14 protein-coding genes are annotated in these 15,353 nt (G+C 39.4%); 6 read left to right on the top strand and 8 right to left on the bottom strand.

What is annotated here, in order from left to right; all coding sequences use genetic code 11:
• Positions 1-177 precede the first annotated feature (177 nt).
• Positions 178-573: an arsenate reductase, glutathione/glutaredoxin type gene (gene arsC, locus HEQ19_02580; protein ID WYL98572.1), complete on the top strand. Its 396-nt coding sequence runs from the start codon at positions 178-180 to the stop codon at positions 571-573.
• A 286-nt stretch (positions 574-859) separates the two neighbouring features.
• Positions 860-1,879, top strand: a complete 1,020-nt coding sequence (locus HEQ19_02585) for a lysophospholipid acyltransferase family protein (protein WYL98573.1) — start codon at positions 860-862, stop codon at positions 1,877-1,879.
• A 40-nt stretch (positions 1,880-1,919) separates the two neighbouring features.
• On the opposite strand, the gene HEQ19_02590 is transcribed toward HEQ19_02585, so the two are convergent.
• The 7 genes from HEQ19_02590 to fabG form a co-directional block, all read right to left on the bottom strand.
• A complete protein-coding gene (locus HEQ19_02590) occupies positions 1,920-2,126 on the bottom strand; it encodes a hypothetical protein (GenBank protein ID WYL98574.1) in 207 nt (68 codons plus the stop codon).
• A 1-nt stretch (position 2,127) separates the two neighbouring features.
• Complete coding sequence (locus HEQ19_02595; protein ID WYL98575.1) at positions 2,128-2,598, bottom strand: PIN domain-containing protein; 471 nt, start codon at positions 2,596-2,598, stop codon at positions 2,128-2,130.
• 163 nt (positions 2,599-2,761) lie between these two features.
• Positions 2,762-3,472, bottom strand: a complete 711-nt coding sequence (rppA, locus tag HEQ19_02600; GenBank protein ID WYM03221.1) for a two-component system response regulator RppA — start codon at positions 3,470-3,472, stop codon at positions 2,762-2,764.
• 266 nt (positions 3,473-3,738) lie between these two features.
• Positions 3,739-3,960 carry a hypothetical protein gene (locus HEQ19_02605; protein ID WYM03222.2) on the bottom strand — a complete coding sequence of 74 codons (222 nt, stop codon included), beginning with the start codon at positions 3,958-3,960 and terminating at the stop codon, positions 3,739-3,741.
• A gap of 145 nt (positions 3,961-4,105) precedes the next feature.
• Complete coding sequence (locus HEQ19_02610; GenBank protein WYL98576.1) at positions 4,106-4,261, bottom strand: alpha/beta hydrolase; 156 nt, start codon at positions 4,259-4,261, stop codon at positions 4,106-4,108.
• A 309-nt stretch (positions 4,262-4,570) separates the two neighbouring features.
• Positions 4,571-6,922 carry an adenylate/guanylate cyclase domain-containing protein gene (locus HEQ19_02615; protein WYM03223.1) on the bottom strand — a complete coding sequence of 784 codons (2,352 nt, stop codon included), beginning with the start codon at positions 6,920-6,922 and terminating at the stop codon, positions 4,571-4,573.
• Positions 6,923-7,576: 654 nt separating this feature from the next.
• The gene (fabG, locus tag HEQ19_02620) at positions 7,577-8,272 is read right to left on the bottom strand and encodes a 3-oxoacyl-ACP reductase FabG (GenBank protein ID WYL98577.1); all 696 of its coding nucleotides are present in this window, start codon (positions 8,270-8,272) and stop codon (positions 7,577-7,579) included.
• 748 nt (positions 8,273-9,020) lie between these two features.
• On the opposite strand from fabG, the gene egtD reads away from it, so the two are divergent.
• From egtD to HEQ19_02640, 4 genes are all read left to right on the top strand, one after another.
• Positions 9,021-9,995 (top strand): L-histidine N(alpha)-methyltransferase, encoded by a 975-nt coding sequence (gene egtD, locus HEQ19_02625; protein ID WYL98578.1) that lies wholly within the window; start codon positions 9,021-9,023, stop codon positions 9,993-9,995.
• Between the two features lie 242 nt (positions 9,996-10,237).
• Positions 10,238-11,362 (top strand): mechanosensitive ion channel domain-containing protein, encoded by a 1,125-nt coding sequence (locus tag HEQ19_02630; GenBank protein WYL98579.1) that lies wholly within the window; start codon positions 10,238-10,240, stop codon positions 11,360-11,362.
• 134 nt (positions 11,363-11,496) lie between these two features.
• Positions 11,497-12,822, top strand: a complete 1,326-nt coding sequence (gene ovoA / locus HEQ19_02635; protein ID WYL98580.1) for a 5-histidylcysteine sulfoxide synthase — start codon at positions 11,497-11,499, stop codon at positions 12,820-12,822.
• A 295-nt stretch (positions 12,823-13,117) separates the two neighbouring features.
• The gene (locus HEQ19_02640) at positions 13,118-13,612 is read left to right on the top strand and encodes a DUF427 domain-containing protein (protein WYL98581.1); all 495 of its coding nucleotides are present in this window, start codon (positions 13,118-13,120) and stop codon (positions 13,610-13,612) included.
• A 216-nt stretch (positions 13,613-13,828) separates the two neighbouring features.
• Here HEQ19_02640 and HEQ19_02645 read toward each other — a convergent pair whose 3' ends face one another.
• Positions 13,829-15,349 carry a glycine betaine ABC transporter substrate-binding protein gene (locus tag HEQ19_02645; protein ID WYL98582.1) on the bottom strand — a complete coding sequence of 507 codons (1,521 nt, stop codon included), beginning with the start codon at positions 15,347-15,349 and terminating at the stop codon, positions 13,829-13,831.
• Positions 15,350-15,353 lie beyond the last annotated feature (4 nt).

Genomic DNA, 15,353 nt, shown 5'->3' on the forward strand with positions numbered 1-15,353 from the left:
ATTAGAGAGTTTGAGGGGTTAAATTTGCGAGAGAAGTTTTATTTATTTAGGCGGGCGATCGCAAATTTTACTCCTTACCAATAAATACAGGAAAGCATAGCAAATAGTGCATTAGAAGTTAATGGTAATCGAGGTTCGTGCAAGGCTTCTCTTGTTCATGTATTAATCAAAAATATCATGAAAACCGTAATGTTTGTTTGCAAGAAAAATTCTCGTCGTTCACAAATGGCTGAGGGTTTTGCTCGGACTTTAGGAGAAGGGAAAATTTGCGTTAATAGTTCTGGTCTATCAACTGGCGAGGTAGATCCCCTTGCTGTGGAAGTGATGACAGAAATTGGCATTGATATTAGCAATCAAAATTCTAAACCTTTAACCCAATTCAATCCTGAAAATTACGATGCGGTAATTTCTTTGTGTGGTTGTGGGGTGAATTTACCGGAAGCCTGGGTATTAAGAGAAGTATTTGAAGATTGGCAACTTGATGATCCTCAAGGACAATCAATAGAAACATTTCGCCGTGTGCGTGATGAAGTCAAGGAACGGGTTATCAAGTTAATTGAGTCTCTCGGTTAACAATAGGGGCGCGTTTACCGTGTCTCCCCTTCAGAATTTATTTAAAAAATGCATATAATAAATAAACAAATGGACTGGCACAATAATAATTGTAGGGTGCGTGACGCAGCGATAAATATTGTACGTAGTCACAAGACTTGTGGCGTCACGCACCATTCTTTAAATGTGACACTAGCGTAAGTCCTGGAATATTTGAAATATATACCGTGAGGAGGAAATACTTTTTCAACATAGGCTATATTATTTAATAACACCAGTTCTTGCATTATCGCCTTGCTCAACCCTTGTGTTTAATCAAAACTCTGAAAACCTCCTAAATCTTCAACGAGAAGAGATATCAAAAGAGGGCTATAAATTTAGCTGGTTTGACTGGTTTTGTTTGTGGTATCCCCCAGGCTGGCTGATTTTATTTAATCGCCACTGGCAACATTATCATCAAGATGCCGATGGGTGGAAGTGGCTGGAATATGGATTATTTTTACTTCCTGGGGGATTTTATCTCGCTTTACTCAGTCGCTGGTTGCGACTTGGTTGTCGTTCTCCCCGCGAAGAATTAGGTGAATTTGACCCCAGTTATCAACAAGCTTTCGGTGAAGAAATTCTCGCTCCGATTGTAAAATACTATTTTCGGGGAGAATTACGACAAGTCGAAAATTTGCCATTGACAGCGCCAATGATTGTGGCGATGAATCATGCGGGGATGTGTTTTCCCTGGGACTTTTTGACCTTGGCTTATCTATTAAATAAAGAACGCGGTTGGGTAGTGCAACCTCTAGCAGAGGTATCATTGTTTGAGCATCCTTGGATGATTTGGTGGCTACCGTCTAGATGGTCACAAGTTTTAGGTGGTGTGCGTGCAGAGTTAGCTGATTTTGAAGCGGCGATACAACAGGGTAAAGTGATTCTCTATGCACCCGAAGGTGTACGCGGTCTTGTGAAAGGTTGGAAAGGACGCTATCAACTGCAAAAGTTTGATATAAGTTTTATTAAGTTGAGCGATCGCTATCATGTTCCCATTTTGCCAGTAGTTTGCATCGGTAATGAATTCTTGCACCCTTGGACGGTCAATCTCAAAAAATTGCAGCGACTAGTCAAATTACCATTCTTACCTTTATCGCCTTTGATGTTTGTCTTGATTCTCTTCCCCTCAATGGGAGTTTGGGCGATGAAAACTCGTCTACGTTACTTTATTCAGCCTTTAGAAACTGTGGAAACTAACGCCACTAATGAACGTGCTGCAGTTTATCGTCAAGCGCAACAATTACGCGAAAAACTGCAAATTCAAATTAATCGGGCTAGGGGCTAGGGATATGGGGGGATGGAGTGTCCCTACTATATGATCGCTATTACTTCCCCAAATTGTCATTACTCTGTCGTTGTTCAATATCTGCCAGTATTTCATCCATTGTTAGTAAGTCGAGCCATTGATGACGCTCGACAGTATAATCTCCACTACCATCGTCGAATTGACGAATAAATCGGATAGCATCAGCATATCCCAAAGCATCTACCAACGCCTTAAATCCTTTCCTGTATAATTCAATTGGGGTCATTTTATCCTCCTTCTAAAATATTGGTTATAACTTCTGCCCACCATATCATTGGGTTGGCAACAATCACATTTAAGTTATTTTTATAGCTTACTGCTTTGGATAGTAAACGGTTATCAGTTGTCAGGAAAACATCAGCGTTACCCTCTGCACAAGCAATGTGAAGCGCATCAAAATTTTTAATATTAAAAGTTGTTAAATAATTGGCTCGCTCTTTAATTTCAGTATTTACTAAAATTTTCCGTTGAGCAATAGCTAATGCTTCTTGTACCTGTTCTCTTCTAGTTAAATCTGGGGTTCTAGCAATTTCTGATTCTAAGGCTGTGCTATTCAATAATTCCCATTCTCCCCTTCGACAACGGCTAATAATTTCTAAAATTGCTTCAGTTTCTAGGCGAATACCCGGCTGTGTTTGGTCATCAAATGGACGATTTAAACAACAGACATCGAAGTATATTTTATACTTTTTACCCATTGTGTCAATAATTTTGGAGTTATCCTAATTTTTCCATACATTGGGCAAATTGCTGCTACTCCCTTTTCAAGCTAAGTCCACTGCATTAATTATCTGTTATGTCAACCTTGCTGTGTACCTCACCGAAATAGCAATTGTCATGGGAAACGCACAATTATTGGACTTAGCCCGTCGTCTGCTGATGACTGATGACTGGATTAATGCCAAACCGATAACCTTTACCGTAAACAGTATGAATCAATTGCATTTCACCAGTAGCCTCAATTTTACGTCGCAGTAGGCGAATTAATGCCGCTATGACATTACTACTTGGTGGTTCGTCATCTGTCCACAAATGTTCTAGAATTTGGGCGTGAGTGAGTAGTTGTCCAGCGTGTTCCATAAAATATTGTAGCAGCTGACTTTCCTTCTGGGATAACTCAATTATCCGTCCTTGACGATAGGCTACTTGGTTTTCACAATCAAGTTCTAAATCAGCTACCGTCAGCGGTCTGGTGGTGGTGTATACCTCCACACCAGAACGACGCAACAAGGCGCGGACTCGTGCTAATAACTCCCGTAGTTCAAATGGTTTTACCAAATAGTCGTCCGCACCAGCATCTAAGCCTTCCACTCGGTCATCGAGAGTATCTTTGGCTGTGAGAAATAACACGGGTGTAGTTTTACCTTGGCGTCGCAATTGCTGACAAATCTCTAAGCCGGTTTTTCCTGGCAGCATCCAATCTAGTATCATCAGGTCATAACTGCCTACTTGTGCTAGGTGATTGCCATTAGTCCCATCATAAGCCGCATCTACACTATAACCCTCACGACTTAACACGCGACTTAAGGGATCGGTCAGTTCAACTTCATCATCAACTAATAAAATTCTCATGGTGGTTGTGGTGATTGAAGCCAGAATACATACTGAAGTCAAAAATGCAACTGTTATAGCACTTCCTATTCAGATGAGGTACAAAATTGTATCACGCGATGTAGGGGCACGGCACTGCCGTGCCCTTACCGATGTACCTCACTAGGGCGAGAAACGCTATAGAACTATTCATACAAAAATTATTGAAGCTAGTAGTCTACCAAGCTAAAAATACTTGGTCAATTGATTTGTTCGTAGTTGGGCTTTACCCGAATTTCTCACCACATCTAAATAATTAAATAAGTAATGAGTAATGAGTAATGAGTTATGAGTAATGAGTAATGAGTAATGAGTAATGAGTAATGAGTAATGAGTAATGAGTAATGACAAATGAGTAATGAGTAATGAGTAATGAGTAATGAGTAATGAGTAATGAGTAATGAGTTATGAGTTATGAGTAATGAGTAATGAGTAATGAGTAATGAGTAATGAGTAATGAGTAATGACAAATGAGTTATGAGTAATGAGTAATGAGTAATGAGTAATGAGTAATGAGTAATGAGTTATGAGTTATGAGTAATGAGTAATGAGTAATGAGTAATGAGTAATGAGTAATGAGTAATGACAAATGAGTAATGAGTTATGAGTTATGAGTTATGAGTAATGAGTAATGAGTAATGAGTAATGAGTAATGAGTAATGACAAATGAGTAATGAGTAATGAGTAATGAGTAATGAGTAATGAGTTATGAGTAATGAGTAATGAGTAATGAGTAATGAGTAATGAGTAATGAGTAATGAGTAATGACAAATGAGTAATGAGTAATGAGTAATGAGTAATGAGTAATGAGTAATGAGTAATGAGTAATGAGTAATGAGTAATGAGTAATGAGTAATGAGTAATGAGTAATGAGTAATGAGTAATGAGTAATGAGTAATGAGTAATGAGTAATGAGTAATGAGTAATGAGTTATGAGTTATGAGTAATGAGTAATGAGTAATGAATCTTACTTCTTACTTCGCCCGTGAGGTTCGCGCTTTGGGAGAGTTCAATCTGCCAAGTTCAATCCCTTCTCTCCTTGTGAGAAATGCGGGTTTAGCGCTGTTGGCGAAGGAAGCCTCATTTCCTAGCAATCAAAAAATAAGTTGTCATTGTTCCTTTCCCTTTGACTTCGATTTCACCGCGCTTTTCTAGGCAAAATTCATCAGATAAGCGATGATAGGTATCTTCGGAAACTTGAATTCGCCCATTGCAACCGTGAGATTGCATACGTTCGGCGATGTTAACCGTATCTCCCCAGAGGTCGTAGGTAAATTTTTTCAAGCCGATAACTCCCGCGACCACAGGTCCGCTATGGATACCGATGCGGATATTGAAGTTTTGCTGATTCTCGGCGTTAAAGATGGCGATCGCGGTTTGCATATCCAAGGCCATGTGGGCGATCGCTTGAGGATGATCGGGGCGTTGACTGGGCAATCCACCAACTACCATATAAGCATCGCCAATTGTCTTGATTTTTTCTAAACCATATTGTTCGCTGAGACGATCAAAAGCCGAAAAAATTGGGTTGAGTAAGTTTACTAGTTGAATCGCACTCATGGAAGCAGCGATTTCGGTAAAGCCGACGATATCTGCAAATAAAACTGTGACATCGGCAAAGTCTTCGGTAATGCTACCTGGTTGTTGTTTTAAGCGGTTAGAAATTGCTTCTGGTAACATATTTCGTAACAGGCGTTCTGTTTGTTCCTGTTGATGACGTAGTGCTGCTTCTACTGCTAGTCTTTGGGTGATGTTGCGAAAAATGCCGCGAGTTCCAGTTGGTATTCCTTCGACAATTTTACAGTTAATGTTCCCTTCGAGAAAGATGGTTTGACCATCTTTGGTAATGAATGCGGTTTGAACTTGTTCGAGCTTTTCTCCTGACATGACGCGATACAATTGTTCGCGACATGGTTCTCTAAAATCAGGATGAATGATGTCAAACACATTCATATTAGCAATTTCAGCTTCAGTATATCCCAAGGTTTTTACCCAGGCATTATTCACATATAAAAATCGACCATAGCAATTAATAGATTGAATCAGGTCATTAGCATTTTCAAATAAATCTCGATATCGTTCTTCGCTTTCTACTAAAGCTGCTTCTGCTTGTTTGCGCTTAATAAAATGGGCAATTTGGTTGCCAATAGAAACCATCATTTGTATGATATCTACGTCTTTTGGTTGTACATCCTGACTCAAAAAAACCATCACCCCTAAGATTTCATTATCGTCTAGGATGGGGAAACCAAATGCTGTGTGTAATCCTACTGCGGCGGCTGATTGCGACCGGTGCAAGTCTTGACCATCTGCAATATCTCTGATCCAAAGCGGCGAACGTCTATTCCAGATTCTACCAGGTAATCCTACACCAGAGTTATAAGTAGTTTGCCAGGTGACGCCTTTAAACTCGCGGATGGAAACAGCTCGACTTGACCACATTTCTACACACCTTAACACAACATTGGTACTGTCTCGGTGTACCGATGTCGTGATGTATTGACTGGGTGTCCACAGTTCCCCTAAATCCCATCCTAGAGTTTGACAAATTGCCTGCAAAATTTTCGGCATTGCCTGTTTAATGGTTTGGGATTCTGATAAAATCTGGGTTATAGCATACTGGGCACAGATACGCTGTTCTCGGCGCTGGCGTGCTGTAATATCCCGACCAATATAGACAATATCTTCTAAGCCTGCTATTTTCTTATCAATTACTGAACAAGAAAAAGCAATTAACAGCTTTTCTTTTCTTTTAGTGCGACAAACAATTTCTATATTTTGGCAATATTGTTTATATAAACAATGCTGTGAAATTGCTTTCTGCAAAAATTCATGCCCATCGATTATCAGAGAAATTGGCTGATCTATTAATTCTGCTTCACTAAAACCAAATAATTTTTGAGCTGCGTAATTTATTTTTTTTATTTTACCATCATTATTTGTTACCACCAAGGCATCTGCCATTGAACTGATAACTTGATCCATGTAATTCTTATATGCCATTAATGTACTTGAGAGCAGATTAGCTTCATTGGATCTCTGTACTAATTTTTGTTGTAAAGCCATCCTTTCGCTGACATCTTCAATCAGGATAATTAATCTGCTTTGTGATGTTATTTCCCTTTGTTCGCCGAGAATATATATATCCATATATATATCCGATTCATACTCGGCACCTCGTCCAATGCTTTCTAATTGAAACAGTTCCTGTTCCCCTGACAGAATAGATTTCAGGATATCTTCTAACCCGATAAATTCTGGAAAACTTAATCGAATATCTTTTAGCAGCATCACCTCTTCAGGGCGATCAGCAAACCGTTGCACTTGCTCAGATATATCTACAATCCGAAAATGCTCATCCAGTTCCAAGCGTTCAAATTTGCGTGGAAATGAAGGTTTGTTAAAAATACGCTCTAATAGTTGGTGTTTCATTGTGGTGTTGGGATAAGCATTCGATTTGCTTGGGGAAGAAGAATTCACATAGTTATTTTTATGGACAAAATAAATTAATATTTATTATTTATTGTAAACCTGTTACCCTTCCCTTCTCTTCTAGACACTTAATCTGTAGCAACCCTTCGCGAATAGGCAACAATGTATAGTGTGCTTAAGCATATGGATACGTGTTCTCCGCTTAACGGTAATTGCTAGGAGTGATTAATTGTAGGTCTCACAAAATAAAACTTTATCCTTCGTTGTCAGTATATCTCATGAAATCCCTTGTAAAGACTGTGGGTAAGATGGGAAAAGTAGGTTAAATGATAAAAAAATCTCACCTACAAATAGGCGAAGTATAGATTCATTAGTTTTTTCTGTTCCCTGTTCCCTTTTTTTTGTGAATTCGTCACACTTACCGACACTGACTTACAGTCCCTGTCTCCTAGCTTAAGTCCTCTATAAGAGGACTGAAACACATATTAATTATAGGTAAAATAAATTACATGATTTTTGTCGATTCATATTCTATGCCTAAAGGTGCAAGATGTAAACTACCCCGTGGTCTATTTATCTGAGAAAAGCTGTAAGCGCAAAACTGAACAGGTATCAACCTCTAGTTTAGGCGGAGCCAACTAGAGGTAGTTCATGCTAAATATTACCGTAGACAGGAATTGCAGCGCCGCGAATATCTTGAGCAGATTCGGAGGCTAAAAAGCAAATTACTTGGGCTAGGGATTCCGGTTTGACCCACTTGTCAGCATTTTCTGCACCCATTGCTTGCCGATTTTTGGGGGTATCAATAGTGCTAGGGAGGACAACATTGGCAGTAATATTAGTGCCTTTGGTTTCGTCTGCGATCGCCTTTGTCAAAGCTACCACACCGGCTTTAGCAGCGGAATAGGCTGCTAATTGTCCAGCCGGTTCTACAGCGGCTTTTGAAGCTACGGTAACGATGCGTCCATAGCCATGTTCTAACATATTTTTCAGGCTATATTTGCAAACCAAGAAAGTTGTATTGAGGTTTAATTCTAACTCACGTTTCCAACTGTAAAAACTGTATTCGTGGGTTTTCCCCATCGAAAAGCCACCCACCAAATGAATTAACACATCCACTTGGATCATCCGACTGATAGCTTTGTCTACTGATGCTTCCTCCTCCAGATTAGTGGGTATAAAATGAATTCTGGCAAAATCAGCGGGTGAAAGAATTTCTTTGAGGCGTTCAACTTCTTTGAGATTACGATAAGTCATTGTTAGCTCGCAACCTTGGGCAATAACCGCTGGTGTCACACCTAAACCTAATCCACCAGTACCACCTGTCAGTAAAACTTGCTTATTTTTCATCAAAAATGCACTCCTGAGAATTTCATTTCTCAAGATACCGTGATTGTGTCAACCCAATATCAGCCACATTCCGCACGCTCAACTGTCACACAACGAGTTTTGGACGTTGGAAGGTGGAAAACTACTGGACACTGCTCAACCTAAAGGATACTGCTGGCGAATTGGGCGTAACACCCATTCCCCTTGTGGTCGGGGTCAATCCAAAAGACGCTCTTAGGTCCCTCTAAGCGCAGCTATGTCGTAGGCTTTACGCTACGAAGCACGCAAATCTAAAATCCAAAATTGGTTGACAGACTCGTCGATAACCAGGGATGCAAACAATTTTCACGCAATAACCACAGATCCTCGTAGGGGCGCAAGGCCTTGCGCCCCTACCCTATGGTCTATTTACCTGAAAATGGCTGTAAAACAATTTAAATATAACTGCTACCGAAAGGATGATGATACACCATCAAGCCAAGCGATAAATTAGAGGCTACGTTTGCGGCGGACTACACCTATGCTACCCGAAGGTAGTTCCCAAAAGCCTGAAATGACAATTTTAATGCACATGATGTCCAATTTGTATATTAGGTAAGTCCTATATACCTGAAGCCTCATATATTGTGGTATCAGCATAGTTTTTATAATAAAAATAAATTTTATTTTTATTTCATAAATAACTTATTAAAATCTCATAAAAAAGGATTACAGTTGGTAACTCGAACAGGAATATTGTCACATCCGATAATACAAGAGGAAAGGAAAAATGTTAACCACATCCTTAAAATTTCTTAACAATCATACCCAAACTTTCAACAATGATGGTGAAGATGTGATTGAAGGATTAACTAAAACCCCAAAGAGTTTACCCCCAAAATATTTTTATGATGATCGGGGGTCGGAACTATTTGAACGAATCTGTGAGTTACCCGAATATTACCCAACACGCACAGAAGCCTTAATTTTGCGCCAATGTGCCGATGCAATAGCTCAGATCACAGGTGCTTGTGAACTGGTAGAATTAGGTAGTGGCAGTTCTACCAAGACCCGTTTTTTATTAGACGCTTACCAAAAAATGCCTGGTAATTGTAAATATGTACCGATTGATGTGAGTGCGGGAATTCTCAAAATCAGTGCGCTTCAGCTACAACAACAATATCCTAATTTGTCGATAGAGGGCTTAATCGGAACTTACGAGCAAGCCTTGACAAAACTAGAATCAATTTCTGCGCCGTCGCGCATGATTTTTTTCTTGGGAAGCAGCATGGGTAATTTTACTCCACAAGATTGTGACAGGTTTTTGAGCCAAATTGTTCAGACGTTACAACCAGGAGATTATTTTTTACTCGGCATTGATTTACAAAAACCCAAAGACATTTTAGAAGCAGCCTATAACGATAGTCAAGGAGTCACGGCTGCTTTTAATTTAAATATGCTTTCACATTTAAATTGGCGTTTCCAAGGAAATTTTAATATCAATTTATTCACTCATCAAGCAATTTATAATGAAGCAAATACTCAGATAGAAATGTATCTCCATAGTCTTGAAAGTCATTGGGTGTCATTGGATATACTGAATTTACAAGTTTTCTTTGAAGCTGGAGAAAGCATTCTCAGCGAAATTTCTCGCAAATTCGATTTAGCAATTCTCCAACAAGAACTTGAGTCACATGGACTTAACACTCTGAAAACCTGGACAGATCCCAATCAGTGGTTTGGGTTAATTCTTTGCCAAGCTTAAATCTTACTTCCTCCTAGGGAGAAGATACCAGGGGCAAATATATACCTGTTGACACCATAATTTCATGGGCTAAGATATAGCGATTCTCAGCCCTTGTGAGGTACAAGAAAACCACCCCCAACCCCCTCAACATAGGCGAGGAGGGGGCTATTTATCATATACCTCACTAGACCGGGAAACGCTATATCAGAATATAACTTTCCCCATGAAGTGAAAATATTCAATTACCTTTGAGGCTAACTATGGAAGCAGTTTGGAACACGCTGAAAAATATCGATTTAAATTACGCTGGTATTCCTATTGCCAAAATTCTCATTGTGATCCTCATTTTGACCCTGACACAAACGTTGAGACGGTTTTTTGTTTCAGGTATTATTAAAAGTATTGAGCGCTTTACTCGCAAAACTGAAAGCAAACTTGATGATGAGTTAATTGCGATTCTCAAGCCATCCTTAAGCTGGTTGATTCTGATTGGTGGATTTTGGCTAGTTAAGGAAATTCTCGCAGATAACATAGGAATTCAATTGAGCCAAACAATTGGTAAGGCGCTCAATTTAGTAATGGTTTTCATAATTGCATATGTTGTTTACCGCAGTTCTTCAATTTTGGGACAGGTAATAGCTAACGTAGCGTTACACACTGAAACTGAACTTGATGAATTGCTCAGACCTTTGATGCCGAAAATTTTTCAATCAGCAGCAATTATCATATTAGCAATTAAGCTGAGTGAGCTATTTTTAGGACAATCAGCAGCTGCACTTGTGGGTCTACTCGGTGGTGCTGGTATCACTTTAGGTTTGTTGTTCAAAGACATAGTTTATGATTGGTTTTGTACATTGATTATCTACTCAGATAATCTTTATCGAGAAGGTGACTGGGTAGGAATCTCAGGAGTAGAGGGTTTTGTGCAGATAATGAATATTGGATTTAGAACCACAACTTTACATATATATCAGTGGGGTTCGATTCTGAAAATGCCCAATTCTAAGATGATTTCTGGAATTGTAGAAAATTGGTCACAAAATCCTGGCAAAGAATTAAAATGGGGAGTTAGTTTAACTCTAAAAATTGACGGAATTTCTGCAAAACAAACTGCTACAATATGTGATAGTATTCGAGAAATACCATCATTTGTTAATGGTTTAGCCAAAGAAATAATAGTTCGTTTTAGCAAAATTGAAAATAATGCTCGTGTCATTAAAGTCGTTGCCTTTGTGAATGATGAAAATCTCTACTTTGAGGCTGAAAAAAACTTAAACCTAGCAATTTTAGAACTCTTAGAGCAAGAGGGTATTGATTTCTTGTATGTGGAATTAAGAACAGATCCGGAAAAATATAGCACTAGTCGGAATGCAATAAATAATTAAAATGAAAATCTTTATTCCCTAACTTTGTAGGGTGGTGCAGTAAACAAAGCAAGTGATATACTTGAGAGCATTGAGTCTGACCCATCCTACGATTATTTTGTTTAATTTTTGTATAACACCAATTCAATTACATTATGAACAGTTTACAATCTACTTATCCTCCAAACCTGGTTAATTGCAATAACCAAATAATTCTCGATTATTTTGAGAATGCTTGGAAACTGGAAGATGTTTTGATGAAAAGTTTGGTTGGGGAAGATACGTTTTATCTCAATCCCGACCCTTTGAGGAATCCTCTAATTTTTTATCTGGGACATTCGGCTGTTTTCTACATCAATAAATTAATTCGGGTTGGCTTATTAGAAAACCGCCTGAATCCAGACTATGAAATACTCTTTGAAATTGGGGTTGATCCAGAAAAACCAGAAGAATTGAATCAAGCAATAGCTCATCTAAAATGGCCGGAAGTTGCACAGACTTGGGAGTATCGAGAACAAGCATATTCGGTAATTTGTGAAGTAATTCAAACCACCCCATTTACTCTACCAATTCATCCGAGTCATCCCCTATGGGCGTTGATGATGGGGATTGAACACCAGCGTATTCACATTGAAACTTCTTCGATGTTAATTCGCCAACTGTCTGTAGAGAGAGTAAAACGTCCCCAAAACTGGAAATATGCTCCTTTTAATGGTTACACTCCTGAAAATGAAATGCTGGAAGTAGCTGGTGGGGTAGTCAAACTGGGGAAAGCCTTTGATGATCCGACCTACGGATGGGATATTGATTATGGCTCACGTACTGTTGAAGTTGCACCTTTTTTAGCGAGTAAATATCTGATTACTAATGCCGAATTTCTGTATTTTATCAAGGCTGGTGGCTACGAAAATCAAGATTATTGGGATGCAGAATCTTGGGATTGGAAAACACAATACAACATTCAATGTCCTAAATTTTGGTTACATGAAAATGGTAGCTACAAATATCGCGCCATGTTTGACGAAATAGATTTACCCCTAGATTGGCCTGTGGAAGTCAATCATTATGAAGCAATGGCTTACTGTCGTTTGCGAGGTAGAGATACTCGTTTAATGAGTGAAGCTGAGTACCATTTAGCAACTTATGGTAACGGTTTGATAAAAGATGTAGAGAATTATAATCTGAATTTAAAATTTGGCTCACCCAGTCCCGTGGGGATGTTAGAAACCGCAAAAAGTCCCGCTGGATTATACGATTTACGGGGTAATGTGTGGGAATGGTTGAGTGATCACTTAAACCCCCTTGCGGGATATCAACCCCATTTTTTGTATGAAGACAATTCTGCTATCTTTTTTGATACCAAACATTATATGATGTTAGGGGGGTGTTGGATAACTAATGGGACAGAAGCTTTGAAATATTACCGCAACTGGTTCCGTCCCAATTTTTATCAGCACGCCGGCTTTCGGATTGTTCAATAAGGGACTAGTACTCTGTCAAGATAAAAATGATGGACTGTAGTGCGGGCATCTTGCCCGCGTGAGCGAGACGCTCACACTACCAAAAATCCCTCAAAACAAAATTGACAGACTACTATAGCGTTTCTCGCCCTAGTGAGGTACATCGGTAAGGGCACGGCAGTGCCGTGCCCCTACATCGCGTGATACAATTTTGTACCTCATCTGAATAGGAAGTGCTATAGCAATTAAAGAAATATGCAATCTCCGGGGCGCAAGGCGTTGCGCCCCTACAAATGTAAAAATACTGCATGAAAAAATGAAACCAAATCCTATTCCCCCACAACCAGGTCAAGAATCAGTTTGGGATTACCCGCGTCCCGCTGTTTTACAAGACACGAATAAACAGATTCGGGTGATTTTTAATGATATTGTATTGGCAGAAACAAACAAAGCTAAAAGAGTATTAGAAACTAGCCATCCTCCTGGATATTACATCCCTTCTGAAGATATTAAGTTAGAACATTTGATCGCAACGCCGAAAAAAACTTGGTGTGAATGGAAAGGCTGGTGTCAATATTATGATGTCAGCGTTGGTGATAAGCATGTAACTCATGCTGCTTGGCGATATATTCAGCCAAGTGCTAATTTTGTGGACATTCAAGAATATTACGCTTTTTATGTCAGTTTAATGGATGCTTGTTATGTCAATGATGAATTAGTGACACCGCAACCAGGTGGTTTCTATGGGGGATGGATTACCTCTGATATTGTCGGTCCATTTAAAGGTGAAGCAGGAACAATCGGATGGTAAATGATGAAAAACTCCACCCACACTTCGGCAAGCTCAGTGCATCGCAAGGGGATGGAGTTTTAGGGCATGGGGCATGGGGCATGGGGCATGGTAAAGATTCCCAATGCCCTATGCCCAATGCCCAAAGTCGGCGGGCGGTGGTCACTGAGCGGTCGTTGTGCTGTCCCTCGAAAGACACCTGGGGATGGAGTTTCCCGCCGACTTCCAATGAAACTTTCAATGAGACTTAATCCATTCACTAACAACTTGTTCAACGGGACGCGATTGATTATCAACTTGATAATTCATCTTTTGCATTTCTTCACTGGAAATTAAACCAGCTAATTGATTAATGGCTTCCCCTAATTCTGGATATTTTTTCAGCGTGGCTTCATTGAATACAGGGACAGCTTCGTAGGGAGGAAAATATTTTTTATCATCTTCTAAAATGACTAAATTCAGCACAGGAATCAAGCCATCTGTAGCACTGGCTGCGATGAAATCTACTTTTTTCTCCTTTAAGGCTTGATACATCAATCCTAATTCCATTTGTTTAAAATTAGCAAACTTTAAGCCATAGGTTTTAGCTAAACCTGGATAACCATCTTGTCGTTCGATAAATTCATACCCAAATCCAGCTTGCATTTGAGGGGTATATTTAGCAGCTTCGGTAAGTGTTTTGATTTGCAACTTTTTAGCATCTTCACCTCGAATAATCATCGCGAAGCTATTGTTAAATCCTAAAGGTTGCATGACTGCTAATTTAAATTTCTGGTCGTATTTTTGTTTGACTTGATCATAAACAAATTGAGGACTAGTAATAGGTTTCTCTTTCAAAACTGCAGTCAACGCCGTTCCCGTATATTCAACATACCCAGCTATTTTACCTGCTTTCACTGCTTCATGACAGATAAAAGTTCCCCCTAAATTAAAGCGGCGATCTACTTTTAATTTTGTATGGGATTCAATTTGTTGGGCTAGTAATTCTCCTAAAATGACTTGTTCAGTGAAATTTTTTGATCCAATAATAATTGTCGGTGGTTTTTGTTGATAGGTAAAGGCGATTAATCCCAAAATCATTAATGTTAATATGCCTAAAGTGACGGCAAATTTACGATTAAGTTTTACCTTTTTATCTGTTTGTAGTGTCAGACGCTTTTCTAATAATCCCAAGCCAAAATCTGCACCTAAAGCGATGAAAGCTGCAGGTATGGCACCCGCAAGAATCAATTCATTGTTAACCGTCGAAATTCCCCGAAAAATAAACACACCCAATCCACCACCGCCAATCGCTGCTGCAATAGTTGCAATTCCTACAGAAATAACGGTTGCGACCCTGACACCTGCCAAAATCACGCCTACAGCCAGGGGAATTTCTACTTGAAATAACAATTGTAAATCCGTCATTCCCATGCCTTTTCCCGCCTCTCGAATCGCCGGATTAACGCTATTAATCCCGATATAAGTATTACGAATTATGGGAAGTAACGCATAAAGAATCAGGGCGACAACAGCCGGAATTGTGCCAATTCCACCGATAAATGGCACAGAAATTAAAAACCCAAAAATAGCTAAACTAGGAATAGTTTGAATAGCGTTAGCTAAACCGAGAACTGGTTGGGCGAGTTGCGGTTGACGAGTAATAAAAATACCGAGAGGAATACCAATCGAGATGGCTACCACCATTGCGATCGCCACTAATACCAAGTGTTCCCCGGTATGAAGGAGAATTTCAGGGGCGTATTGGGTTAAAAACAAGGTT

Source organism: Gloeotrichia echinulata CP02 (assembly GCA_038087035.1).
GTDB lineage: Bacteria > Cyanobacteriota > Cyanobacteriia > Cyanobacteriales > Nostocaceae > Gloeotrichia > Gloeotrichia echinulata.